Consider the following 26,714-nt stretch of genomic DNA (forward strand, 5'->3'; position numbering starts at 1 on the left):
GTAGACAAGGGGATAGAAAACGATACGGGCACAAAAAAGCAGCGCTAACACGCTGCTTTTTTGTGCCGAGAGTGAACTGACTATGAATCGGCCTCTGCCATATTCAATTGTGGGCTCACTGCCAACGATGGTTTCATTAACCAGTAATAGGACAACGCAGCCACCGAGCCTCCGATAAACAGCGCGTAAGTGGCCAAGGGGGTAAACACAAAGGTGGCAAAGATAGCGGCCACACTGGCGATAAGCAGGGCCATTACACTGCGTTTGTTGATGCCGTTTTGGTACCAATAGGCACCCTGTGGCGATTCAGTATAGAGCGATGGCACATCGATCTGCCCCTTCTTTAACAGGTAGTAGTCGACGAGGATGATGCCATACAGTGGGCCAATCATGGCCGCCAGTACGTCCACGGTGTAGTGGATCACCTCTGGGTTGTTAAACAGGTTCCACGGGGTAAGCAGGATCGAGCCGAAGGCGGCGATAAAGCCTCCAGTTTTAAAGCTGATCTTCTGCGGCGACACGTTGGAGAAGTCAAAGGCCGGCGCCACAAAGTTCGCCACAATGTTGATCCCCACCGTGGCGCAGATAAAGGTCAGCGCACCCAAGATGGTAATCAGCCCAGAATCGAGGCGTTTCACGGTTTCCACCGGATCCATGATCATCTCACCAAACACTGGGATCGAGGCTGACACAATCACCACACTGATCACCGCAAACAACATAAAGTTGAGCGGTAGCCCCAGCCAGTTCCCCAGTTTCAGTTGGCGGTAGCTGCCACAATAGCGTGAGAAGTCACTGAAGTTCAGGGTTGGTCCTGCAAAGTAGCCCGCCACCAAGGCAGTTGCCGCGATGGTTTGGCCCCATGACTCCCAGCCGCTTAGCTGTTTGCTGCTGAGGTTAAAGCTGATGTTGTCCCAGCCTGCAAGCTGAATCATATAGATACACATGGCGAACATTGCCAGATAAATCGCCGGCCCTGACCAGTCAATCAGCTTGCGCACCATGTCCATACCGAACATAAACACCACACCCTGCACCAACCACATAGAGCTAAAGCCGATCCAGCCCAAGTACGATAGCCCCAAGAAACTCGGCTCAGCCAGGCTTTCCATCGACGGGAACATATATAGCAACAAGATGATAAACGAGCTGGAGGCCAGGTAGGTTTGAATGCCGTACCACACCACCGCAATCAGTCCGCGGATCACCGCCGGTATGTTCGCGCCAAACACCCCAAACGACATCCGTGCCACCACCGGGAACGGCACCCCAGCCTTTTGCCCGGGTTTGCCCATAAGATTGGCAAACAGCAACACGATGGAGATACCTACCATTAAGGCAACAAAAACTTGAATACCTGTTAGCCCCAAGGCGAACAGGCTGGCTGCAAGCACATAGCCGCCGACGCTATGCACATCCGACATCCAAAAAGCAAAGATGCTGTACCATCCCCATTTCTGCTCTTCGTCGGGCTTGAGATCGTGATTGCTTAGGCGATCACTGACTGCAAATTCCTTGTTCATAGTGCTTTCCCTATTTTGTATACAATTTCAAATACAATACTCAGCACTTAACAATAAACATGCCAATCAATAGCAGGCCCGATACCGCCTGACGATCCTGGGAACTTGGTGGGTTTGCAAGCCAAGGCCTGCGTGTTTTTTGCACTACATCAGCGCAAGTAATCCCCAGCAAGGTGCAGCATTCACTCTATTTTTTCTCTCTAAGGCGGTGCAATCCAAAGAGGGAGCGGAGTTAAAGGGGCTTGGAAAATTGGTATACGTTGTGCAGAATAATCGTATACAAAAATATAGGTGAGCCATGTTAAAGGACGAACAGATCTACCAAAAGCTGCTCAAGGCCATTGTTGAGCACAAACTGCCACCGGGCGAACGTCTGCCCGAAGATAAACTGGCAGAGGCCTTCGGCATTAGTCGCACCGGCATCCGCAAGGTGATTCAACGCCTCGCTCTGGAGCGCTTTGTTATCGTAGAGGCGAACAAAGGCGCCCATGTTAATCGCCCCAGCCGGCAAGAGGCGGAAGAGGTGCTCAATAGTCGCATCCTTCTCGAGCCCCAACTGATCCCAGATATCGTTAACAACTGGACGGCTAAACACGCCAAGCATTTCTACGCCATGGTCGATGAAGAGAACCATGCCGACGAGCAAGGCTGGCTGTCACAGTCGATTCAGCTGACCGCCCAGTTTCACTACGAACTGGCAGCCATTAGCAACAACAGCATCCTGGCGGAGTTTGTCGAGCAGCTCTGCTATCGCTCCTCCCTGGTACTCGCCGCCTATGGCTCGCGTAAAAGCGTGAGCTGCGACAGCGGAGACCATGCCGAGCTACTGGCACTGCTGGATGCCCGCGAAACTGCCCAAGCCCAACAATGGATGGAGCACCACCTTATCAAAGTGAAGCAGTCCATCTCATTGGATGGGAACGACTGTGCCCAGATCGACTTTCAGCGCCTGTTTTCGGAGATGTAGCAGCCATGAAGATTAACCTGATCAACCCCAACACCTGTCAGGGAATGACTGACAAGATCGCCACCTCAGCGGCCGCAATTTGCGTGCCCGACAGCGAGATCATCGCGCAAAGCCCCGAGCACGGCCCGCTTAGCATTGAGTGTGCCTTCGATGAAGCACTGGCTGGCGCGGCAGTGCTCGACTGTATCGCCAAGGGCGAGCAGGCCGGTGTGGATGCCCACATTATTGCCTGCTTTGGCGATCCGGCTATCGATGCCTGCCGCGAGCTCGCCAGCGCACCGGTAATAGGTATCGCCGGGGCTGCCTTTCAACTAGCCAGCTTGGTGGCATCGCGCTTTTCGGTAGTCACCACCCTAAGCCGTACCCTGCCCGCCAGCCATCACCTGCTGCAACGCTATGGCTACCAACACATCTGTACCAGTGTGCGCGCCAGCGATATCGCAGTATTGGATCTGGAAGCGGTCAGTGAGGATAGCTTGCATGGTTTGCTAAGCGAATGCCAGCAAGCGGTTGAGCACGATGGCGCCGAGGCCATCGTACTTGGCTGCGCCGGGATGAGCGATCTGGTGAGCCGTCTGCAACAAGCCTTGCCAGTGCCAGTGATAGATGGAGTAGCAGCGGCAGTGAAGTTGGCTGAGTCATTGGTTCAACTGGGGCTAAAGACCGCCAAAACCGGCAACTACGCCGCGCCACTGCCCAAGCAATACACTGGGCGCTATCAGCACTGGTCCCAATAAAAAAAGAGAGAAAAGGAACAAGGATGAACCACTTCCCCCCACGTGATTATCAGGGCTATGGCCCTAACCCGCCCCATGCCAACTGGCCGGGTAAGGCACGGATTGCCGTGCAATTTGTACTGAACTTTGAAGAGGGCGGCGAGAACTGCGTGCTACACGGCGACCCGCACGCAGAAACCTTCTTGTCGGAAATCTTTGGCGCCGCCCCCTATCCTGAGCGGCATATGAGCATGGAATCACTGTACGAGTACGGCTCGCGGGTGGGCGTGTGGCGCATACTCAATGAGTTCAAGCGTCGCCAGTTGCCACTGACCATCTTTGGGGTGGCCACCGCCCTGCAACGCAACCCCGAGGTTACCAAGGCGATTGTCGATGCTGGCCACGAGATAGCCTGCCACGGTCTGAAGTGGATCCACTACCAGGATATGCCCATCGAGCAAGAACGCGCACAGATGGCCGAGGCGCTAGATATTATCGAACAGCTTACCGGCGAGCGCCCGCTGGGCTGGTACACCGGTCGCGACTCGCCCAACACCCGTCAGTTGGTGGCTGAGCAACAAGGGCTAGTCTACGACTCCGATTACTACGGCGATGACCTGCCGTTTTGGACTCAGGTCAAGCAGCCCAACAGCGAGCAAACCCGGCCCCATCTGGTGGTGCCCTATACCCTCGATTGCAACGATATGCGCTTCGCCTCGCCCTACGGCTTTAGCCATGGCGAGGAATTCTTTGAGTACCTGAAAGCCAACTTTGACTGTCTGTATCAGGAAGGCGCCGATGCGCCGAAGATGATGTCTGTGGGGCTGCACTGCCGCACCATTGGCAAACCGAGCCGCTTTATGGCGCTGGTGAAGTTCCTCGATTACATCCAATCCCACCAGCAGGTGTGGGTAGTGCGAAGGATAGATATCGCCAAGCACTGGATGGCAGAGCACCCTTATCAAGGCTAAGTCCACTGCTATATGTCCAGTTGATGTAATTAAAACATCAGCTGGGCATGCTAGTTTTCAAATAGCGCCATTCCAGCATACCTGATTGATATAAAAACAGTTTGTGTACTTTCTACGCTCTCATTCCTAGCAAATTAATCCGCTGTACTAGCAATGACTCGTTCGCTTGCCAACGACGGCTGCCTTTCGATGTAATTTAAACATCATATCGCGATGTATAAATAACATCAGCCAACATGCCACCTCAATAATTTACTCAATAAATTCAGTGACTTAAAAACTGGCACAAAGCCTGTAATAGCCTCTGCAACTGGATAAGTTCGGGCCTTCCCTCGCCCGGCAATACAACAATGTGGAGACAACAATGTTTTGTATTCAATGTGAACAGACGATTCAAACCCCTGTAGCGAAAGGCTGTGCCTACACCCAAGGCATGTGCGGTAAAACCTCCGAGGTATCCGACCTACAAGACGTGCTGGTGTATACCCTGCAAAGCGTCTCATACTGGGCCACGCTAGGTCGCAGCTACAACATCATTGATAGCGAAATCGACCAATGGGCACCCAAAGCCTTCTTTGCCACGTTGACCAATGTAAACTTCGATCCCGAGCGCATCATCGAGCTTTCGCACACCGCCGCACGCTTCCAACAGCGCCTGCAAGAGCGGGTTAGCCAAGCCGCCCAGCTCGCCGCTAATACCTTGCCCGCTGATACCCTGCCCACTCATCCTGCGGTGGCCAACTTCAAGCTGCCAGACAGCGCCGAACAGATCCTGGCTTACGCCCCACAAGTTGCAGTGAACCGTGGTCATCATGAGCTGCATGAAGATGTAATTGGCCTGCGCCTACTGTGCCTCTATGGCCTGAAAGGTGCCGCCGCCTACCTTGAGCATGCCCGGGTACTGGGTCAAACCAGCCAAGAGCTATACAGCCAGTATCACAAGATTATGGGCTGGCTCGGCACTGACCCCACCGACCTGAATGCCCTGTTGGATTGCTCGATGGAGATCGGCCTGATGAACTATCAGGTGATGGAGATGCTGGATCGCGGCGAAACCGACACCTTCGGCCACCCGCAACCGACTCAGGTGAACGTTAAGCCAGTTAAAGGTAAATGTATTCTGGTCTCCGGACACGACCTGCACGATTTAGAGAAGATCCTCCAGCAAACCGCTGGCACTGGCATCAATGTCTACACCAACGGTGAGATGCTGCCGGCTCACGGCTACCCTGCGCTTAACAAGTACCCGCACTTGGTCGGTAACTACGGCAGCGCCTGGCAGAACCAACAGAAAGAGTTCGCCAACTTCCCCGGCGCCATTGTGATGACCTCTAACTGCCTGCTTAACCCTAACGTCGGTCAGTATGCCGACCGTCTGTTTACCCGCAGCATTGTGGGTTGGCCTGGGGTGGCACATATTGAAGGTGACGATTTCAGTGAGGTGATTGCCTGCGCCGAAGCGCAGCCTGGCTTCCAGCACGATGAGATTGAGCACTACATCACCGTAGGTTTTGGCCGTAACGCGCTGATGGAAGCCGCGCCTGCGGTTATCGATCAGGTGAAACAAGGCAATATCAGCCACTTCTTCTTGGTTGGCGGCTGCGATGGCGACAAGGCCGAGCGCAGCTACTACAGCGACTTTACCGCTGCCACCCCCGATGACAGCCTGATCCTGACTCTGGCCTGCGGTAAGTTCCGCTTTAACAAGAACCAGTTTGGCGATATCAACGGCATTCCTCGTCTGCTCGATGTGGGTCAATGCAACGATGCTTACTCGGCCATCCAGTTGGCCTTGGCGCTCAGCAAAGAGTTCGATTGCGATATCAACGAGCTACCGCTGACCTTGGTGCTGTCGTGGTTTGAGCAAAAAGCGATTGTTATCCTGCTTACCCTGTTCGCGCTAGGCGTAAAAGGGATCTACACCGGACCAAGTGCACCGGCTTTCCTCACCGATAACCTAATCAGCATCATCCAGGATAAGTTTGAGATGCGGATGATTGGCACGGTTGAAGAAGACCTTCAGGCCATCTTGCAAGGTTAAGCCGACCCGGCAGAGGGGAAGCCACACGCTTCCCCTCTCTTAAACTCCACGATTTTCAAAGCAATCACTACTTTCAAACGAAAAGGCAGCCCTATGCAACAAGCGACTTGTTCAGCCCGAGGCATCACCCTGCGCTGCAGTGCCCGCATTCAAGAGACCGCCGATACGGTATCGCTGCGTCTGCGCAGCCATGATGGCGTGCGCCCCTTCAGCTTTCATCCCGGTCAGTTTATCTCCTTGGGTATAGAGGTGGATGGGCGCAATGAGTACCGTGCCTACTCGCTTAGCTCCACCCCACAAGACGACGAACTGCAGATCACGGTGAAACGGGTGCCCGGCGGTGTAGTGTCGAACCGTATTGTCGACAACATCGAGGTGGGTAGCGAGCTGCCGATACTCGCGCCTGCCGGTGAGTTTAACCTAAACCAATGCCCGCCCGTCGCAAACCATGGTCGTAGCAAAGTGCTGATGCTTAGCGCAGGCTGCGGCATTACCCCGGTCTATTCCATGGCTCGCCACTGGCTGGAGCAACACAGCGATATCGATATCGTGTTCCTGCACACCGCCCGCGATCAGGCCAATATTATCTTCCACCAGCCGCTCGAGCAGTTGGCACAAAACCACGACAACTTCTCGCTAAAGTTGCTGCTAAATGACGCTACTGGCAGCCACTATCCAGAGGGCTTCCTCGATGCCGCATGGCTAAACAAGTTAGTGCCGGATTTTTCCGAGCGCAGCGTGTACTTATGCGGGCCAGAGCAGTTTATGCAGGATATGCGCAGCTATTTAGAGCAAGGCGGCCTGGATATGGACCGTTTCTATCAGGAGAGCTTTACCCCGACCAAGCCGGAGCCCACAGCATCGAGCACCTCACCCGCACACGATAGCGTACAGGTGGTCATCCCGCAGTTTGGCGCCAGCCAACCAGCAGATGCCGACAGCTTGCTCAGTGAAGCGCTGGAAGATGCCGAGGTGCCGGTTATTCTAGCCTGCCGCAGCGGGATCTGCGGTTCGTGTAAGTGCAAGGTCACCAGTGGTGAAGTGGAAAGCAGTACCCATGGCCCGCTTACCCCTGAAGAGGTGGAGCAAGGCTATGTGCTGGCCTGCTCCAGTACCTTGAAGTCGGATGTGACGGTTGAGCTTTGAGCTTCGGGCTTAAACGGTAAACAGCCTTGAGCTTTTAGACAGTAAACAGCCTTGAGCGGCTAGACAGTAAAAAGCAGCACTGCGCCCGGCAAAGCCAAAAACACCACACCGATATACGCGGCAATCGCCCATTTGGTGTGGGTGGCCATATCGGCCAGCAGCTTCGCGCCTTTCAAAGGCAGCTCGCGCAGTACCGGTAGCGCGAAGATCGTTAGCGTCGCCAGGGTATTAAATAGCAAGTGTACCAAGGCGATCTGTAGGGCAAAGGCGGCGGTATCGCCGGTGATCGCGGTGGCTGCCAGCAAGGCGGTGATACAGGTGCCGATATTGGCCCCCACGCTAAATGGATAGACATCGCGCACCTTCAATACGCCCGAGCCAACTAAAGGCACCACTAAGCTGGTGGTGGTCGAGGACGACTGCACCAGCGTGGTAACCACCGTGCCCGATGCCACCCCATGTAGCGGCCCGCGGCCGATGGCCGATTGCAAAATCCGCTTGGCTCTGCCTACCATCAGGCTGCGCATCAACTTGCCCATCAAGGTGATGGATACTATCAGCACCAGTACACCGGTGAGCGCTAAAAGCACGCCACCCAGCATGCCAAGTTCCGCGAAGGGCGCTTTCATTGCATCGACGCCGGGCGATATCAGCGGCTTCATAAAATTCAGCCCCTTCATGCTCATATTGCCGCTATCAAGAAACGGCGGCACGAAGGCTGAGCTGAGGCGCTGCAACAAGCCAAAGGCCATCTCCAAGGGCAGGAAGATAGCGACTGCGAGTAGGTTGAAAAAGTCATGCACCGTGGCGCTGGCAAAGGCGCGGCGAAACTCGGTCTTATCCCCGGCATGGCCAAGGCTGACCAAGGTATTGGTCAAGGTGGTACCGATGTTCGCCCCCATCACCATAGGGATGGCAATCCCCACCGGCAAGCCGCCCGCCACCAACCCGACGATGATCGAGGTGACGGTGCTGGACGATTGAATCAGCGAGGTAGCGATTAAGCCAATCATCAAACCAGCAACCGGATGAGAGGCAAACTCAAACAGCTCGGCGGCATGGTTACCCGCCGCAATCTTGAAGCCACTACTCACTGCGGAAACGGCAACCAGCAGCAGGTATAGCAGCATGAGTAACTGCGTCCAACGCAAGGTACGTCGCCAACGCGATACCTGTTGGGCCGGTAGTGCCTGCACGGGTGGCAAGGACTGCTCAATATCCATATCTACTCCAGTAGTGACAACTTTACGCTACTTATCAGGCATTTACTGTACGGGATAGAGGTAAGTAAACGCTTCCTTAGAAAATGCAGTCGTCATACTACTGTGTTTTTTGTGAGCGATTTGTGAGCGCCAACATAGATTATTACGCGTTCATGACTAACGGTGAGTTCTGCGATTTACAGAGCAATTTAAGCGACGTTAGCAGCTAAATAGTCCATTTATTGATTTGGCACCATACTCTACGGGTCGTTGCCTTCTAGGATGGACGGTTTAGCTTAACACGCAGATTCTGCGCAAGGATTGCGATGCACCCGTTAAAGCATACCCCTATTTCACTTGAGCAGGCGCGAGACGCGCTATCGCCAATCTACCAGCACATGCAGGCAAGCCCGCTGCTGAGTTGCCAAGCCCTATCCCAACAACTCGACTGCGAGCTCTACATAAAACACGAGAACCACAACCCGACCGGTTCATTTAAGATCCGTGGCGGCATTAATCTGATGCATCACTTGGCCAAGACCAATGCGCGGGGTGTGATTACCTTTTCTACCGGTAACCATGGCTTATCCGTTGCACAATCGGCCGCATGGTTTGGCTTGCCCGCAACGATTGTGGTGCCAGAAGGTAACAACCCCGCTAAGAACCGCAGAATCAAAGCGACAGGCGCAAACTTGCTGGAAGCAGGCAGCAGCTTTGAACACGCTGCACAAACCGCCGAGCGACTATGCAATGAGCAAGGGCTCTACTATGCCCACCCGGCCGATGAGCCCTGTTTGATTAATGGCGTTGCCAGTGAGTTTTTGGAGATCTTGGAACAGTTGCCAGATATCGATGCGCTAATCTTGCCGATTGGTGCTGGCAGTGAGCTGGCTGCCGCCACTTTGGTGCTAAAACAGCTAAAACCAGAGGTGGAGATCTTCGCCGTTCAAGCAGAATCCTCACCCGCCGCCTATCTAAGCTGGCGCGCAGGCCGCATTCAAAGCGCTGACAATCGCACCTTCGCGGGCGGCTTTGCCACTGGCAGTGGCTACGCCCTGCCCTTTAGTTACTACCGTGAGTCATTGAGCGACTTTGTGCTGCTCAGCGAGCAGGAAATCTATCAAGGTATTGCCTTGGCGGCGCATTACACCCAAAACCTGATGGAAGGAGCCGGTTCAGCCAGCTTAATGGCAGCCCTACGCTTACGTGAACGCTTGAAAGGCAAAAAGGTCGTTGTGCAGTTTAGTGGTGCCAATGCATCGGCCAGTGAGCTGCGACACGCATACCAGCTTCCTTGCTTTGAGCACGGCCTTAATGCCTTGTAATAGAGGAAAGCGCCTTGTAATAGAACTAAGCACCTTGTAATAGCGCTAAGAGTTAACAAGCAAAACCTAAACAGCAACGAAAAAGCGCGACCATCTAAGCCAGTCGCGCCTTGGTTACCCTATCTTGATTTACGAAAGCGACTAGTGCGCCGCCACAATCCGATAGCTCATGCTTTGGTCGTTCACCTCAACGATGTAGTCGCCCACCACTGAGGTATAGATATCCCCACCGGTTTGCTCTAACACTCCATCGCTGTTGTTATCGCCAAAGTTGTAGCTCCAATCGCCATGTACATCGAACTTAAAGCGCTGCTCGCTTCTGCCATCGAAGCTGACCACCAGCTGCCAGGTGTTATCGCCGACCAAGTTCATGGCGCTGCTGGCCCAGCCATTCGGTGTACCTCGAAAATAGAGCTGCTCGAAGTTACTTTGCAGATTGGCATTGGGGTCGAAGACCTCAATGCTCACGGTGGCAGTATCGGTCTGGCCGGCCTCGTCGGTAACGGTGAGGCTGATATCAAACAGGCCCACCTGATCGAAGGTCAGATCAAGCAGTACTGAACTGGCACCGGTACTCCACTGATAACCAACAATATCTCCTTCAGCATCGCTCGAGCTGGCAGCGTTAAAGCTCACCACCGAGCCTACCGCCACACGGGTACTGCTCACATCAATCACTGCGCTAGGCTTTTGGTCGCTGCTCACTGGAGTTAGCTGATAGGTCATCGCCTGATCGTTCACCTCCACCAAATAGCTGCCGGTGACCGTGGTGAAGATATCGCCGCCGGTTTGCTCAAGCACCCCATCGGCATTGTTATCGCCGTAGTTAAGGCTCCAGTCGCCATTCACGTCAAACTTGAAGCGCTGCTGGCTCTGCCCATCGAAGTCCACCACCAGCTGCCAGGTGTTATCGGCCACCAAGGCCATCGCATCCGCACTCCAACCGTTTGCTGTTCCGCGGAAGTAGAGCTGCTCGAAGTTGCTGGCCAACTCTTCGCTGACCACTTTCAGCTCAATCTGGGTCTGTGCACTCAGTCCCTCGACATCGCTCACCGTGACGCTAACGCTCATGTCCTGCTCAACCACCACCGAGATGGATTCGCTGGTTTCGCCGGTGCTCCATAGGTAGCTCAAGGCCTCGCCCTCAGGGTCGTAAGAAGACGCTGCGCTTAAGGTAACCGTGGTTCCCGCCGAGACCTCGGTTGCTGAGGCCTCGATAGCGGCCACCGGCGCTTGGTTGACCGTCACTTGATAGAGCTCGCTAACGCTATGGGTCGCGCCTTCATTGTCGGTCACAGTCAGGCTGATGGTGATATCTTGTTGCAGAGTGAAACTGATGCTCTGGGAGGTTTCACCGGTGCTCCACAGATAGCTGACAATCTCGCCGTCACTATCGGAGGATTGAGCAGCGCTTAGGTTGAAAACCGTACCTACTGCCGCGCTTTGCCCCGGTGGGCTTATCACTGCATTGGGGGCTTGGTTACCCAGCTCATCCGGGATACCTGCAGCCACACCACCGGCCGACAACTGCCAGTCGCCTTCGTCGACCTGATAGTTTTGCCCGCCGTTGTTATCCCAACTGCCGCTGCAGTTGTTGGTAACAAACTCCAGTGGCTGGCCTCGCTCCAGCTCCACGGTATAACGGAACCAGCCGCTGCCAGCGGCTTCCATCTGCACGCCCGGAGCCGTGGTCCAGGTTTGCGCCCCATCGGTGCTGTAGTGCAAACAGACCTTGCCCCAACCTTGGGTGTCCTCGTAGTACAGGGTCGAGAGAATGGCCTCGCCAATAATGCTCAGAGTTATGGTCGAGCTGCTCGTAGCGCCTTGATCATCGGTCACGGTGAGGGTCACCGAGGTGCGCTCATCTACGGTTATGCTAATCGATTGCGAGGTCTCGCCGGTGCTCCACTGGTAGCTGACGATTTCGCCATCGACATCCGATGAATCCGCGCCGCTTAAGGTAACGACTGCCCCACGCTCAACCGCTTGGCTTCCCGGGGTGATCACCGCGCTTGGCTTGCGGTTACCGGTGTAATCGGCGGTGAAGAACACGTACTCACCTTCAATATTGCCGTTTACATCCTCAACCGTCAGGCCGCCTTCGTTGCGATAGCGACCGGCGCCCACATACACCTGCTGAATCGCCGAGCGGGTCACGTTGCCCTTAGCATCAGTGGCTTCGATATAGTAGTCCAGCAACTGCTCTTGGTACTGATCGAAGTAGGCATAGTACATGTTGCCAATCTTATCGGCGGGCACCACCTCGAAGGTTTCAGTACTGGCGGCCTGCCAGCTAACGCCATTGATATCCGGCGTTAAATCACGCTCGGTTAGCGGGAAGCTGCTCCACTCGCCCACCCGGGATGGGTCGACGTTAGGGTCAGAGGCGTGGGCGGCCGGATCGTAAAGCTTGTAGGTTTTATCTGTCGCATCTGCCCACTTGTTGGTGTGTGGGCGGATCTTCACCTGGATATCGCTAATGCCGCTGGCATCAAAGGCATAGGTGTAGATGGCAAAGGTGGTATCGGCGTAGATCTCCGCCCAACCTTCGGCCTTGCTCTTGTTGGCACTGCCCGGGTTGTAGGGATAACGCTGTGGCCACCACACCGATGGTCCGGTGCGGTCCTTGCCTTTGTTTTGCTCCACGTAGGGCTCGCTAAAGTACAGCGATTGATTAAACGAGATGGTGGGCTTAACGCCATCATCCACGTTCTCGTCGTAGTAGCCAAAGCCAGAGTCGATGGCCGCAATCAGGAAGTACCAGCCAAGCTCTGCCGGGTTAGCGCCACCGGCGTAGTTGTTGCTGGCATCGCCTTTCACCGGATAGGACATCATCCACGGGTTGAGCTGGTTACCCGGATAGGTTATCTCGTGGTCCATCTGGGTGGTGGGCTGCCAGTGGTTGGGATTGTCATCCAGCCAGATCTGCTCGGCGGTTTTCGCGTAGTTCTCGGCGGCCTGTAGCAGCGCGAAGTTACGTTCAAGGTAGTGATAGCCCAGCTCCAGCGACACCATATGCTGGCGCGTCGCCACATAGTCACTGGCGTGGGCAGCATTGAAGTCGCTCATCTGCCCGGCCCATACCCCCATCGGAATATGCCAGTGGTACCACGTAGGATCGGCCGAAGAGTCACGGGTATCAATCCATGAACCATCCTGCACATGCACCACATCATCATCAGGGATTGGATAAGCACGCAGGTACTCTTCAACCCCCATACCGGTAACGGCGCCATCGGCGTAGGTGACATTGCCCGAGTTTGCCCAAGTGCCGCCATCGCCGGCGCGGCCGGAAGAGTTATCGCCATCGTGGGCAATCACAAAGTACTGACGGCGGCCCAGGCTGTCGGCATCACCCACAAAGCTTTTCAGCACATCGGCGCTTACACTGCCCTGATAGCCTTCTTCCCACGAGCTGGCTTGCTCGACCGGAATACCGGCGACCCGAAACTCTTCACCACTGTCAGGATCGACGTACTGCACCCAATGGGGAATGGAGGCAAAGGGGAACTTGTTCTGGGTGACCTGCTGTTCATTGAACATCGGGATCGATACCCATTCACCAATATCGCTGGTGTTACGCAGATCGGCCCGGTTTGGTGGGGAGATCATCGTGTCCACCCCGGGCTGATTCAGATAGGGGTAGTCACGCAGGGTACGCGAATAGTGCACGTTCCCTAGCACCGACCACTCGATCCCCAGCTTGTTTAGTACCGGGATAATCCGGTCTGAGAAACCCAGCTCGGTGGGGAAAAAACCCTTGGAGGAGCGGAAGCTGTCACCGAGGAAGTAATCCTGCGCCAAAGTGGCATTCTGGTAGATCAAATCCTTGAGGAAGTAATCATTGCCCACCAACGGGCCCATGGTGTGGTGGCCGCTGAAGTGGATGGTATCCAGCGCGTTATAGCCATTGGTGGTTTTGGTGCCCTGCTGGGTCTCACGCCAGTAGTTTCCCCAACCGAGGTTATAGCCACTAAGGTTACCCAGCTCAGCGAAGCTCTGAACATTGTTAATCACCGATGCCGACATGGTCACGTGAGTCTGGCTAAGCGGATGGGCGCCGTTGTTGTTTCTGGCGGTATCCATTGGCCAGCTTAGATACGCGCCGGTCTTGGCATGGTGTGAGTAGTACGCCACCAAATCATCGTGGGGCATCGGTAGGCCGCTGCCGGGGATGTAGAAGGTGTAGCCCGGTGGTGGGTTGTTTTTCAGTTCGATGACCTGGCCATCGTAGGTGTAGCGGATGGGTTCGCCCACATTGAGGTTCTGGTACTGATCTACGTCGTAGTAAGGCCAGAAATTGGGCATGTGATTGTGGTAGATATGGGTCGCCGCGATTTGTGCATGCGAATGGGCACAAGCGACCATGGCCATCGTTAAGACGGCCAGCCTTGTTTTTCTCATGTCTTCCTTTCCCGTTTGTATAGTTAGTGTTGCCCAAGTGAACTTAGGCACCAGTAGGCATGCGGGCACTCTTCTAATTGTTTGAAAGATGAAGGGTTACGCGCTGCCAGACTCCTTACCGGGGAGCCAGTTAGCCCGCTTCAAAACATCAGAAAGACAACGCAGCAAGGCTGCACAATCACTAAGAGGAAGGCTGAGATATTCGTTACTGATATAACGAACACCTCAGCCAGTCTAATCAAGGCTATAAACGCTGTAGATAGCAAAAGGGAAGAAGTTTGCGCTCTATCAAGTATTTACTTAATTGTCACATTTGTTTCGTGAGCTATCACTTTGTTAACAAGCAAGGGCTCGCTAGCCCGGGTGACCATCCACCCGCGGCTGACCCAGCATCGGAACAAAGCGCCAGACAAACCAGATAAAGGCAAACATCCATAACCCCCCTGCAACTTGCACCAGAGTGACCAATGCAGCAGGCATTAGCGCAACGCCTGCAGTACGAATCGCGGCCGCGGCAAACAAGGCAGCATAGGCTGGCCACATCACGGGGCCTTTGTAGATCTCACGCCCGGTATGTCCCATGCTCACCCGCGCCATCATCGCTAGGATCAGCCCACCTAAAGCGCCAATGGCGAACAGGTGAACAAAGCTATGAGCGACAAAGGCATTGCTACTCAGCCCCCGTACCAGCAGGCTAAGTGGCAGACACCAATAAGCAACGTGCAGCGACCACACCAAAGACTCCGAGAAGGTGCGCCAGCTTCTCCAACGCAGGCAGCGCAGCAGCTGACACACGCCAGCAACCACCATTAGCCAGGCCGATGCATTGAGATAAACCAAGGGGAAGAAGCTTAGCAGCAGTAACGCGATAAGAGGGAGGGTAGCTCCCCATTCCAACCACCACAGCGCAGGAGGCTTGGCAAAATCAAAGCGCCGGGCAGTGAAGAAGGGGATCACCCGGCCTCCCATCACCGACAACAGGATAGCAAACCACCACAACATTGCCTGCCACACCGCCTGTACACTAAAGGGTGGAAGGCCTTTCATTGCGGCATAGCTTGCAAAATTTGCCGCGATAGCCAGCAAAAACAGCGGCACAAAGAACAGGTTTCGCCAACCTTTGGCCTTCACAACGCGGCTACCGACCTCCCAACAGGCCACCAATAAGAACAGCCCCTCCACAGAAGAGGTAAGCCAAAGCGGCACGGGCAGCCACAGCAATACGCGTGGGGCGAGCCAGAGACCAATCAATAGCAATAGTCGCCAGGATTTGGTGCCGGGCTGTCCGGTCCAGGTTTGCACGGCGGTTAGCACAAAGCCCACCACAACCGCCATGGAAAAACCAAAGATCATCTCATGCACGTGCCACCATAGCGGGTCGACCTGCAGCCCCGGCAGCGGCCCACCTGTCCACATATGCAGCCATAAGCCGATAGCCAGCACCGCGTAGATGCCGGCAAGGGCAAAGAAGGGCCGAAAGCCCAGGCGCAAAAAAGGTGGGATCTGTTCTTCTTTGCTTCGATCAACAATGTTTAGCAAGGGTGACTCCTGAACGCTGCGTATGCTCGCGTACGCTAGATAACTTAGTAAGTGTAAAGTAACTTTCGTACAGCATGATCCAAGCCAATTTTTAAAACTAAATATTTCAAACACTTAGATAAAGCGCGATCTAAAAGCCAACATGAGTCGATGTATTTTTTACAACACAACGTTACAATGCTCAGCATCTTGATGTCATTTCCAAACAGTATTGCCATGCCAGCAAATTCCATTGACACCCTGTTACTGCAACTCGCCGTCGATCTCAGTGCTCAACTGCCTGAGGGAGAGCACTATCAGCGCCTGCTAGATTCGCTCAATCAAGTCTTACCTAGTGATGCCAGCGCCCTGTTTATTCTGGATGCCCACAAGAGTTTGGTGCCCGTGGCAATCAGTGGTCTGTCTCCCGCTATATTGGGCCGGCGCTTTGAACCAACCGCCCACCCGAGGCTGGCAGCAATCCTAGCGAGTCGCGAACCGGTGCGTTTTGAAGCCGGCTCCCCCCTGCCCGACCCTTTCGATGGGTTGGTCGAAGGCATGCCCGATGGCGAGCTGGATGTGCATGACTGTCTCGGTTGCAGCCTGTACGTGGAAGATGAACTGGTTGGCGCTATAACCCTCGACGCGATGGAAGTGGGCGCGTTTAGCCGGGTCTCAGAAGTAACCATCTCGACCATTGCCGCTTTGGCTGCGGCCAACGTGCGTAATGTCACCCTGATTGAGGCCCTGCGCAGCAGCAACCGCCATCAGCACAGCATCAACCAGTTGCTGATAGAGCAAGCCCGCGCCCAACAGGGTGAGCTGGTGGGTAACAGCCCTCAGATGCAGCAGCTGCAGCGCAGCATCGCCACGGTGGCCCCCTCAGACTTTGCGGTGCTGATTAGTGGCGAGACCGGCACCGGCAAGGAGCTGGTCGCCCACCTGCTACATGCCCAATCGACCCGCAGCGACAAACCGATGATTCAAGTCAACTGTGCGGCCCTACCCGAGTCGCTAGCCGAAAGTGAGCTGTTCGGGCACGTGAAGGGCGCGTTTACTGGCGCGACCTCCCATCGCCCCGGCAAATTTGAGTTGGCCGATGAGGGCACCCTGTTTCTCGATGAAATTGGTGAACTGCCGCTATTGCTGCAAGCCAAACTGCTACGGGTGCTGCAACAAGGCGAAGTGCAACGAGTGGGCGCCGACAAGCTCAAGCACGTTAACGTTCGGATCATCGCCGCCACCAACCGCGATCTACAACATGAGGTTGAGCAGGGCCGCTTCCGCGCCGATCTCTACCACCGCTTGCACGTCTTCCCCATTCAACTCCCACCGCTGCGCGAGCGAGATGGCGATATCCCTCTGCTGGCAGGCCACCTACTCGATAAGGTGCGCACCCAATTCCATGCCCCGCAGCTACACATTCAGCCTCGCTGTCTTAGCCTTCTCGAGCAGCAGGGCTGGCCAGGCAATGTGCGAGAGTTAGAGCACTGCCTAATGCGCGCAGCCCTGAGTGCCATTCAGCAAGGCGAGCAGGTGATCACCCAGCGCCATCTTGGCCTGCAGCAGGTAAACCCGAGCCTTTCCGCTGGCATTGCGAGCGTACCTGAGCAGGGGTTTCGGCGTGCCATCGAGGACTATCAAAAACGCTTGATTGAACAGGCCTTGGCCCAGCATGACGGTGTATGGGCGCAAGCGGCCCGCAGCTTACAGATGGACCGGGGCAACCTGTACCGACTAGGGAAAAAGCTCGGCGTTGTTTAAATGACATCGCCGATGTGTAAACAACAACAGTATGCGGGTAGTCAGCCTGTTACAAGTTAAGTGCTTTAAGGCTGGCTGAGCGCATAAACGTAGCAGTCCACCTGCTCTCCATTGGCTAACGTCGCTTGGGTGATGCAGCGCTGATAGCCGCTACCTTCAAACTCATCCAGCATTGGCCATTGCTCGGCTAGGCCCTCAGCGGTAAACAAGAATCCGCTAACCTCGCCTGCGCTGTCATCCAGCACTAAACCGGGGTAACCCAGCTCCGCCCCCCAGCCGCTCTGTTCGAGCCTTCCCTTGACGCTGGCCGGCTGCCAATGGCCTTCTACCTTTGCCAGTACATGTTGATTTGGCCGGCCCGGCGCTAATGTGCCGTAAACAAATAAATGCGTGATAATCGTTTCTCCATTAACCCTTCTAATATCATTCTACTTTCGGCCATGCCGAGACGACGAGGCTCTGATTATTCCACACCCAACCTTGCAAGCCTTTCATCTTCAATTACATTTTATTGATACACATCAAGTTATTGTCTCCACATGGACATTACTACATGAAGATAACCACCCGCTTTTTCCTCCTACTGCTCGCCAGCATCATCGTTCCCATCTTGGTCATTTCCACCACCGTGGTCATCAAGGTTCGCAACGAAGCCCAAGCCAACTTTGTGGAACGCAGTAATGCCGAGCTCACCCATATCGACAGCGCCATTAGCATCTATCTAAATGGCTTGGCCGAAGACGCCGCGTTTCTGGCGAGCACCGACGTGGTCAAGCAGTTAGACGACACGGTCACCACCTACATGGGCAAGCCCGGTGGCATGATGCGCGCATCGCAAAACGGCGGCATCGAAGCCGAGGTATACCACCTGCTACGTCAGTTTGGTGAGGCCCGCCCCGACTTAGCCTATGTGTATCTGGGGATGAGCAATGGCGGCTATATCGTCTGGCCGGAGAGCAATGTGCCCGACGATTATGACCCGCGCACTCGCCCTTGGTACAAAACCTCCATTGGCCAGAACCGGGCGGTGAGGATCCCGGCTTACATCGACTTGGCAACCGGCAACCCCTTGCTCGATTACATGCATAGCTTTAGCGCCAAGCAAGGGATCAAGGGCACCATTGGCGTCGACGTATCACTGCAGAAGTTCACCGAGATCGTCGCCAGTATTAAGTTTGGCCAAAGCGGCTATGTGATGATGATTGAGGACACTGGCGCGGTGCTGGCCGACCCATCGAACCCCGACAATAACTTCAAATCATTCGGTGAGATTGCCGACTACCAACGCATAGCCAGTCAGGGGCAAGGCTTGGTTGAAACCGAGATCGGTGGCGAGAGTTGGTATGCCAACGTCTACCTTTCACCCGCAACCGGTTGGAAGATGGTTGGGATGATCCCCACCGATGAGGTTTATCAGAATGCCAATGCGATTACCTGGAACATCATCGTGATGTCGGTGATTATGGTGGCAATCTTTATGGGCATCGGCTTCGTGCTAATGAAACTGATTAGCCGCCCAATGCAAACCATCACCGATGGCCTGGAAAATATTGCCTCCGGTGACGGCGACCTTAGCAAGCGCTTGAACATCGACAGCCAGGATGAATCAGGGCAGATGGCCCGTGCCTTCAACCGCTTTGCTGGCACCATCGCAGAGCTGGTGGACAGCATCAAAGAGAAGAGCGGCCAGCTGAATGACTCAGCCGATACCTCTGCCCAGCTATCCCAGCAGATGAAAGGAGTCGCCTCCAGCCAGCTAGCCGCCGTAGAGCAAGTCTCCACCGCCTTCCACGAGATGGTCGCCACCTCCAATGAAGTCGCCAACAACTGTAGCCAAGCCGCCTCGGCCGCCGACGATAGCCAAGGGCAAGTCGAGCAAGGCCACCAGTTGATTCAGCAAACCGTTAGCGCCGTGAATCAGCTAGAAACTACCCTCAATCAATCTAACCAAGCGATGCGTGAGCTCTCAGAAGACTCGCAAAACATCACGGTTATCCTCGACACCATTCGCGGCATCGCCGAGCAAACCAACCTGCTGGCTCTTAACGCTGCGATTGAGGCTGCCCGCGCTGGCGAGCAAGGCCGTGGCTTTGCAGTGGTCGCCGACGAGGTGAGAACCTTGGCTGGGCGCACCGCCGAGTCCACCGAAGAGATCGACAAGTTGCTGACCAAGCTGCGCAGTCAAACTGATGTGGTTGCGCAGAGCCTGAACGACAGCATCAAGCACTCAGAGCAGTCGGTACAGGCCACCGACCAAACCAGCAGCGTGTTTGAGTCCATCATGGAGTCGGTGCTGACGATCCGCGATATGACCACCCAGATTGCCGCGTCCGCCGAGGAGCAGCACTTGGTAGCTGAAGAGATTAACCGCAACATTACCGACATCCATGATGGCGCCAACCAAAGTAACGAAGGCTCACTGGATTTGGAAACCAAGGCGGAGGAACTCAATCAGCTAGCGCAAGCACTGGCCGGTTTGGTATCGCGCTTTAGAACCTAGGCAATGCGAGTTAAGCGGGGACCTCCCCCGCAAACTTCAGACATAAAAAAACCTCAGCCAGTTGGCTGAGGTTTTTATTTGATACATCGACTAGCGCTTACTCAGAACCGGTTGCCTTATCTTCGTTGGTGTAGATAAGGATTGGGTCGCTCTCGCCTTGGATAACCGCTTGGTCGATAACCACCTTACTCACGTTATCCATCGATGGCAGCTCGTACATGGTATCCAGCAGTACCGCTTCAACGATGGAGCGCAGGCCACGGGCGCCAGTCTTACGTTCCATGGCTTTAGCAGCAATGGCACGTAGCGCGTCTTCGCGGAACTCCAGCTCAGTCTCTTCCAGCTTGAACAGTGCACCATACTGCTTGGTCAGTGCATTCTTCGGCTCGCTCAAGATCTGAATCAGCGCGTCTTCGTCCAGCTCAGTCAGGGTAGCTACGACAGGCAGACGACCGATGAACTCAGGGATAAGACCGTATTTCACCAGATCTTCTGGCTCCACCTTGGCAAAGGTTTCGCTCAGGCTGTTCTTGTCTGACTCGCTGCGCACTTCAGCGCCAAAGCCAATACCGGTACCGGTCGCGGCGCGCTGCTCAATCACTTTATCCAGGCCAGCAAAGGCACCGCCACAGATAAACAGGATCTTAGAGGTGTCCACCTGCAAGAACTCTTGCTGAGGGTGCTTACGTCCACCTTGCGGCGGTACAGAAGCAACGGTACCTTCGATCAGCTTGAGAAGCGCTTGCTGCACACCTTCACCGCTTACATCACGAGTGATAGATGGGTTATCTGACTTGCGAGAAATCTTGTCGATCTCATCGATGTAGACAATACCGCGCTGGGCCTTCTCTACGTCGTAGTCGCATTTCTGTAGCAGCTTCTGGATGATGTTTTCTACGTCTTCGCCCACATAACCGGCTTCGGTAAGGGTGGTTGCATCGGCCATGGTGAACGGTACGTCCAACAGGCGAGCCATGGTTTCTGCCAGCAGGGTTTTACCGCTACCAGTTGGACCAATCAGCAGGATGTTACTCTTGCCAAGCTCGATGCCATCGGCCTTATCGCCGTTGCGCAGACGCTTGTAGTGGTTGTAAACAGCCACGGCCAACACCTTCTTGGCGTGCTCTTGTCCGATGACGTAGTCATCGAGGTGGGCACGGATCTCTTTCGGTGTTGGTAGCGCGTTGCCATCTTTCTTAGGAGAAATTTCCTTTACTTCTTCACGAATAATGTCGTTACACAGTTCGACACACTCATCGCAAATATAAACGGAAGGACCTGCAATCAGCTTTCTCACTTCATGCTGGCTTTTACCGCAGAATGAGCAATAGAGCAGTTTACTGCTCTCCCCATCACCCTTGCGCTTATCTGTCATTCGCTAACCTCAATATGCTTTATGTGCCGTGTTTACTTTCAAGTTTACGCCAAGCGCTCAATATTGCTACGCGAGATTTCAACACAGCAGACCGTCGCAACGCTAAATCCTATTCGCGACGCAGAAATACTTCGTCAACTATACCATAGGCCTTGGCTTCTTCGGCGGTCATGTAGTTGTCACGGTCGGTATCTTTGGCGATGGTATCCAGTTTTTGCCCGGTATGTGACGCCAGAAGCTCGTTCATGCGTTGACGAGTTTTGATAATTTCATTGGCGTGGATCTCGATGTCCGACGCCTGGCCTTGGTAGCCACCCAGCGGTTGGTGAATCATCACCTTGGCATTAGGCAGACAGTAACGCTTGCCCTCGGCACCACCGGCCAACAAAAAGGCACCCATGCTTGCCGCCATACCCATGCACACAGTGCTGACGTTTGGCTTAATAAACTGCATGGTGTCGTAGATCGCCATACCGGCGCTAATCGAGCCGCCCGGCGAGTTGATGTAAAGGAAGATATCTTTCTCGGGGTTTTCCGACTCAAGAAACAGTAGCTGGGCTACGATCAGGTTGGCCATTTGGTCTTCAACCGGGCCGGTCAAGAAAATCAGTCGCTCTTTTAGCAGACGCGAGTAAATATCATACGAGCGCTCGCCCTTAGACGTTTGCTCTACCACCATGGGAACTAAGGCGGCCATCGGATCAAATGAGTTATCTTTATTTAACATTTACTGCTCTCTTCCTTAAAAAAATGGCTCGTATGGGAACATACGAGCCATTATATCCAAGATTAGTGGAAATAAGTCAAATAAGGACTTACCTACGCACCTTGGTTGTTCATGATTTCATCAAAAGCAACAGAAGTTTCGGTTACTTTTGCTTGAGCCTTAACGAATTCAATCGCTTGCTCTTCTAGAACGACGTTGCGAACGTTGTTCATCAACTCTTCGTTCTTCGCGTAGTACTCAACCACTTCGCTTGGATCTTCGTAGGCAGAAGCCATGGTTTCGATGTGAGCTTTAACTTTCTCGTCGTCAGCTTTCAGTTCGTTAACCTTGATTACTTCGCCCAGTAGCAGACCTACACGTACGCGACGCTCAGCTTGCTCGCTGAACAGTTCAGCTGGCAGCTCAGGTGCTTTGCTCGCATCGCCACCGAAGCGTTGTAGCGCTTGCTGACGCAGTTGCTCAACTTCTTGGTCGATCAGTGCTTTTGGCACGTCAACTGGGTTTTGCTCAAGCAGGCCAGAGATAACTTGCTCTTTAACGCCAGTCTTCAGAGTTTGCTCTAGCTCGCGTTCCATGTTCTTGCGGATTTCAGCCTTCAGCTCATCCAGCTCACCGGTAGCGATACCGAACAGTTTAACGAACTCTTCGTTAACTTCGGCCAGCTCAGGCTTCTCTACCTTGTTTACCTTGATTTCGAAGGTCGCAGCTTTACCTTTCAGGGCTTCAGCGTGGTAATCTTCTGGGAAGGTTACGTCGATAGTGAACTCTTCTTTCACTTTCTTGCCCATCAGGCCATCTTCGAAGCCAGGGATCATGCGGCCAGCGCCCATGGTCAGGTCGAAGCCTTCAGCTTTACCGCCTTCAAACTCAACGCCATCTACTTTACCCAGGAAGTCCAGGTTTACGCGGAAGTCGTCTTTGATCATGCCCTTGGTTTCTTTCCAAGTCGCTTGCTGCTTGCGCAAAGTGTCGATCATGTTGTCAACGTCTTTGTCTTGTACTTCAGCAGTCTTTTGCTCAACTTCGATTGCGTCCAGACCTTTCACTTCAACTTCTGGGAATACTTCGAAAGTGGCAGTGAAGTTGAACTCGTCTTCTTTACGCTCACCGATTTCCAGAGCAGGCGCACCGGCTGGGTTCAGTTTCTCTTGGATGATCGCTTCGTAGAAAGCACGCTGCATAGCTTGGCCTTCAACGTCTTGGCGGATAGCAGCACCGTAACGCTTCTTGATTACAGAAACTGGAACCTTGCCTGGACGGAAGCCATCGATGCGAGCACGCTTTGACTCTTGCTTAAGCGCTTGCTCTACTTGCTTGTCGATTTCGGTAGCGTCGATAGAAATCGCAACGCGACGCTCCAAACCTTGAGTTGTTTCTACTGAAACCTGCATTTTTTTACCTCGGTTGTAGTCGGGCTTGCCCGACTCGATTTGCTAACCAATGGGAAAGCAGCCGCCGCTGTGGCGACCCACTAAATCCTTGTCTGGGTGTTACCCATAATTTGAAAACGCCGCATTATAGCTGCGCTTTTTGGCAAGGTCGAGACTCTGGAGTGTAATCCCTGTGGAATTGACGAAAAAGCGTGAGCTTTTTGCGAAAATACGCGCTATACCCCTCTTTTCACGGCACTAAAGTAAGCACCATCTACTACCCTCAGCGCGAAAATCCGACACCTCACAACACACGTTGCAGCAAACTTGAGCGATGAAACGCGGGCTTAAGGGCGAAACTCGCTAGAAAGCGTTGTCGGCATAATTAGTCATGGACAAAAATTGATGTGACGCAAGGTAAGCGCAGTTCCCCCAAATAATTTGTCAGCGAAGATTGGAATCTTACCTCTTTAGTAGCAGAATACGCCCCTATAAATAAGTGGGGCCATAGGATCGACTATCGCCCGAGCTTGTTGCAGTCCCTTCGTAGGTAATACTCCTGCCGCACTGCCCGCGACGTCGCTAGTTTGACCATCTACCTTCGCCTTGGCGAATAGGTATGCATTCATGTTGCTATGTTCGCGCGTTCACTGCGGCTTGGCACTGCACTAATCTCGGCCGACTGGCCCTCAATAATGCTGCGTTTACGCGCATTTCAGAGCTCATCACGGAAGATATACCGCTTATTCAATCGGCCATATGGGTCGACAAGGCAACAACCACTATGGTTTCAATCTTGACTAGGTATGCATTCCACTATGAATGAGCAAAAAATCAAAAACCGCTGGCTGATCGCCCTGTGCGCAGTCGCGATCCACATCTCTATCGGATCTGTTTACGCCTGGAGCGTATTCTCCAACCCGCTGATGGAGCTTCTTGGCAAAGACTCACAGCAGATCGGCTTGACCTTTGGTATTGCCATCTTCTTCTTGGGTACCTCGGCTGCAGTGATGGGCCAGGTTGTAGAGAAACACGGCCCTCGTTTTACCGGCACCTTTGCTGCTTGCTTCTTTGGCGCAGGTATAGCAGGTGCAGGCTTTGCTACCAGTATTGAAAGCCTGTACCTACTTTACTTTAGCTATGGTGTAATCGGCGGTATTGGTCTGGGCATGGGCTATGTGACCCCAGTATCGACCCTGATCAAGTGGTTCCCCGACCGTCGTGGTCTGGCGACTGGCCTGGCGATTATGGGCTTTGGTTTCGCCGCGATGATTGCCAGCCCGGTGATTCAGCTTTTGATTGAGAGCCATGGCGTATCGGCCACCTTTAAAATCATGGGCGGCTGCTACTTTGTGGTTATGATTTTGGCAGCAAGCTATCTGGAGCGCCCTCCAGTAGGTTGGAAGCCAGCCGGTATGCTAGAAAACGAGCAAGCGGCCAAGAAAGAAGGCAAGCAAGCCACTGGCGATCTGAGCCAACAGAACGCTAACGATGCGATCCGTACCCCACAATTCTGGGGCCTGTGGCTGATGCTGTTCATCAACATTACCTGTGGTCTGTCTATCCTTTATGCCGCCTCGCCAATGGCGCAGGAGATTGCTGGCCTGAGCGCGATGGAAGCCGCGGCAATGGTAGGCGTGATTGGCGTGCTCAACGGCTTGGGTCGTCTGCTTTGGTCAACTGGCTCTGATTACCTGGGTCGCCCAAATACCTTCCTGGCGTTCTTCTCGATTCAGATTGTGGCCTTCTTGCTACTGCCGATGATGACCGATGCGATTATGTTCCAGCTGCTGGTGTTCATTGTTATCACCTGTTACGGCGGCGGCTTCTCTTGCCTGCCGGTATACATCGGTGACCTGTTCGGTACCAAACAGCTTGGCGCCATCCATGGCTACATCTTAACTGCATGGGCAATGGCCGGTGTGGTTGGCCCTAGCTTGTCGTCTTACGTGCGCGAGCAGACCGGTAGCTACACCATGACCATGTATATCTTGGTTGGCCTACTGTCGGTTGCCTTGGCCATCGCGATTGTGATGAAGGCTTACGTGGTTCGCACCCAACGAGCGCTGCAACAAGCGATTGCTTAAGACTTTCGCTGGTTTAGCAAAAACGCCCCAATTGGGGCGTTTTTTGTATCGGCATGTATTAAGCGCTACACGCTACGCGGTTAACTCACTTGTTCCTACCCAAGCGCCTTAGCTCCTCCAGGATTTGCTTCTGGCTGCGCTCTAAGCGTTCTAAACGGGTTAATAGCTCACGCTCATGGGCGTTGCGGCTGGCACTCATCATCAGCGAGGTCACATAAGCGGTAAACGCACCGAACACCGATACGCCTGCCAAAATCACAATGCTGGCCACCGCCCGACCGGCCATCGATGTGGGCACATAATCGCCATAGCCCACGGTAGAGAGTGTCACCACGCTCCACCAGATGATATCGGCGGCATCCTCAAAAGGGCTGTTAGGATCAGGGATCTCAACCAGCACCATCACCAATGTACTGGCCGTAATCGCCAGCAACACCCCAAGCACCGCTAAGGCCAGGGTGATCTCTAAAGGCTCGTCCTGAATCTCTTCCAGCGCCCGATGATGGCGACGAAACACCGAAATGACTCGCCAGATCTGCAGCAGGCGCAGTGGCCGGGTAACTTCTAGCATTGGAATGGAGGCGATAACATCAATCCAGCGCTCTTTGAGATAACTGCGCTTGTGCGGCGCAGTAAACAAGCCCCAAAACCAATGCAACAGCAACACCGAGCAAATCAGCGTATCCAGCCCAAGCACCGCACGGTGGAACTCATTGTCGCGATCGCCGGTGAGCGATACCAAACCACCCAGCACCAACAGCAAAGAGAGAAAAGCCATCGCAACGTCCATTGCGCCAATTGCCCGATGGTTGCCTGGATGAGGAGGAACATGCATTTAAATCAACACCTTAAGATCAGTCGCTACTCGTTAACAAATAGCTCCGGTAAGGCTAGGCTGTCAAACTCCGGCACCTCGTCGCGCCACACTTGATTACTTATGTTACTAGATCGACAAACCGTACTGGCCTAAGAATGCTCTTGGATGGCGTTGTTGCCTAAATAGAATTGAACCTATTCGCTCATCTGCGATCTGATCGTTAAACCCTACTATCAGGTCGCACTATGGGCACCGCCAAGG

Annotated in this window: 18 protein-coding genes; 9 read left to right on the forward strand and 9 right to left on the reverse strand. The window is 54.1% G+C overall.

Features of this window, described 5'->3' with window-relative positions; all coding sequences use genetic code 11:
* Window positions 1–80: 80 nt before the first annotated feature.
* Window positions 81–1,523 carry an NCS1 family nucleobase:cation symporter-1 gene (locus tag G461_RS0117475; RefSeq protein ID WP_026972806.1) on the reverse strand — a complete coding sequence of 481 codons (1,443 nt, stop codon included), beginning with the start codon at window positions 1,521–1,523 and terminating at the stop codon, window positions 81–83.
* 298 nt (window positions 1,524–1,821) lie between these two features.
* On the opposite strand from G461_RS0117475, the gene G461_RS0117480 reads away from it, so the two are divergent.
* From G461_RS0117480 to G461_RS0117500, 5 genes are all read left to right on the forward strand, one after another.
* The gene (locus tag G461_RS0117480) at window positions 1,822–2,490 is read left to right on the forward strand and encodes a GntR family transcriptional regulator (protein ID WP_026972807.1); all 669 of its coding nucleotides are present in this window, start codon (window positions 1,822–1,824) and stop codon (window positions 2,488–2,490) included.
* Window positions 2,491–2,495: 5 nt separating this feature from the next.
* On the forward strand, window positions 2,496–3,227 hold the full coding sequence (locus tag G461_RS0117485; RefSeq protein WP_026972808.1) for an aspartate/glutamate racemase family protein: 732 nt from the start codon (window positions 2,496–2,498) through the stop codon (window positions 3,225–3,227).
* A gap of 23 nt (window positions 3,228–3,250) precedes the next feature.
* Window positions 3,251–4,177 (forward strand): allantoinase PuuE, encoded by a 927-nt coding sequence (gene puuE / locus G461_RS0117490; protein ID WP_026972809.1) that lies wholly within the window; start codon window positions 3,251–3,253, stop codon window positions 4,175–4,177.
* A gap of 364 nt (window positions 4,178–4,541) precedes the next feature.
* Entirely contained in the window at window positions 4,542–6,218 is a 1,677-nt protein-coding gene (gene hcp / locus G461_RS0117495) for a hydroxylamine reductase (RefSeq protein ID WP_026972810.1), read from the forward strand.
* Between the two features lie 93 nt (window positions 6,219–6,311).
* Window positions 6,312–7,364 carry an FAD-binding oxidoreductase gene (locus tag G461_RS0117500; protein ID WP_035480500.1) on the forward strand — a complete coding sequence of 351 codons (1,053 nt, stop codon included), beginning with the start codon at window positions 6,312–6,314 and terminating at the stop codon, window positions 7,362–7,364.
* 59 nt (window positions 7,365–7,423) lie between these two features.
* Here the strand turns inward: G461_RS0117500 and G461_RS0117505 are convergent, their stop codons facing one another.
* Window positions 7,424–8,587, reverse strand: a complete 1,164-nt coding sequence (locus G461_RS0117505) for a Na/Pi symporter (protein WP_035480502.1) — start codon at window positions 8,585–8,587, stop codon at window positions 7,424–7,426.
* A 305-nt stretch (window positions 8,588–8,892) separates the two neighbouring features.
* On the opposite strand from G461_RS0117505, the gene G461_RS24665 reads away from it, so the two are divergent.
* The gene (locus G461_RS24665; protein ID WP_051333656.1) at window positions 8,893–9,891 is read left to right on the forward strand and encodes a threonine ammonia-lyase; all 999 of its coding nucleotides are present in this window, start codon (window positions 8,893–8,895) and stop codon (window positions 9,889–9,891) included.
* Between the two features lie 141 nt (window positions 9,892–10,032).
* Here the strand turns inward: G461_RS24665 and G461_RS0117515 are convergent, their stop codons facing one another.
* Both G461_RS0117515 and G461_RS0117520 read right to left on the reverse strand, forming a co-directional pair.
* Window positions 10,033–14,295: a PKD domain-containing protein gene (locus G461_RS0117515; protein WP_026972813.1), complete on the reverse strand. Its 4,263-nt coding sequence runs from the start codon at window positions 14,293–14,295 to the stop codon at window positions 10,033–10,035.
* 354 nt (window positions 14,296–14,649) lie between these two features.
* Window positions 14,650–15,834, reverse strand: coding sequence for an NnrS family protein (locus tag G461_RS0117520; protein WP_026972814.1), 1,185 nt, complete (start codon window positions 15,832–15,834; stop codon window positions 14,650–14,652).
* 216 nt (window positions 15,835–16,050) lie between these two features.
* On the opposite strand from G461_RS0117520, the gene norR reads away from it, so the two are divergent.
* The gene (gene norR, locus G461_RS0117525) at window positions 16,051–17,577 is read left to right on the forward strand and encodes a nitric oxide reductase transcriptional regulator NorR (protein WP_035480503.1); all 1,527 of its coding nucleotides are present in this window, start codon (window positions 16,051–16,053) and stop codon (window positions 17,575–17,577) included.
* 65 nt (window positions 17,578–17,642) lie between these two features.
* Here the strand turns inward: norR and G461_RS0117530 are convergent, their stop codons facing one another.
* A complete protein-coding gene (locus tag G461_RS0117530; RefSeq protein ID WP_342664375.1) occupies window positions 17,643–17,999 on the reverse strand; it encodes a gamma-glutamylcyclotransferase family protein in 357 nt (118 codons plus the stop codon).
* 131 nt (window positions 18,000–18,130) lie between these two features.
* Here G461_RS0117530 and G461_RS0117535 point away from each other — a divergent pair, with 131 nt between their 5' ends.
* Window positions 18,131–20,077, forward strand: coding sequence for a methyl-accepting chemotaxis protein (locus G461_RS0117535; RefSeq protein ID WP_051333657.1), 1,947 nt, complete (start codon window positions 18,131–18,133; stop codon window positions 20,075–20,077).
* A gap of 97 nt (window positions 20,078–20,174) precedes the next feature.
* On the opposite strand, the gene clpX is transcribed toward G461_RS0117535, so the two are convergent.
* The 3 genes from clpX to tig all read right to left on the reverse strand — a co-directional run bounded on the left by clpX (window position 20,175) and on the right by tig (window position 23,570).
* Window positions 20,175–21,452 (reverse strand): ATP-dependent protease ATP-binding subunit ClpX, encoded by a 1,278-nt coding sequence (gene clpX, locus G461_RS0117540; protein ID WP_026972818.1) that lies wholly within the window; start codon window positions 21,450–21,452, stop codon window positions 20,175–20,177.
* 109 nt (window positions 21,453–21,561) lie between these two features.
* Window positions 21,562–22,179: an ATP-dependent Clp endopeptidase proteolytic subunit ClpP gene (gene clpP, locus G461_RS0117545; protein WP_026958688.1), complete on the reverse strand. Its 618-nt coding sequence runs from the start codon at window positions 22,177–22,179 to the stop codon at window positions 21,562–21,564.
* 92 nt (window positions 22,180–22,271) lie between these two features.
* Window positions 22,272–23,570 (reverse strand): trigger factor, encoded by a 1,299-nt coding sequence (tig, locus tag G461_RS0117550; RefSeq protein ID WP_026958687.1) that lies wholly within the window; start codon window positions 23,568–23,570, stop codon window positions 22,272–22,274.
* Window positions 23,571–24,367: 797 nt separating this feature from the next.
* On the opposite strand from tig, the gene G461_RS0117560 reads away from it, so the two are divergent.
* Window positions 24,368–25,636 (forward strand): L-lactate MFS transporter, encoded by a 1,269-nt coding sequence (locus G461_RS0117560; RefSeq protein WP_026958686.1) that lies wholly within the window; start codon window positions 24,368–24,370, stop codon window positions 25,634–25,636.
* An 85-nt stretch (window positions 25,637–25,721) separates the two neighbouring features.
* Here the strand turns inward: G461_RS0117560 and G461_RS0117565 are convergent, their stop codons facing one another.
* Window positions 25,722–26,471 carry a potassium channel family protein gene (locus G461_RS0117565; RefSeq protein WP_084429345.1) on the reverse strand — a complete coding sequence of 250 codons (750 nt, stop codon included), beginning with the start codon at window positions 26,469–26,471 and terminating at the stop codon, window positions 25,722–25,724.
* Between the last annotated feature and the right edge of the window lie 243 nt (window positions 26,472–26,714).

Origin of the sequence: Aliagarivorans marinus DSM 23064 (genome assembly GCF_000429485.1) — a bacterium.
Classification (GTDB): Bacteria; Pseudomonadota; Gammaproteobacteria; order Enterobacterales; family Celerinatantimonadaceae; genus Aliagarivorans; species Aliagarivorans marinus.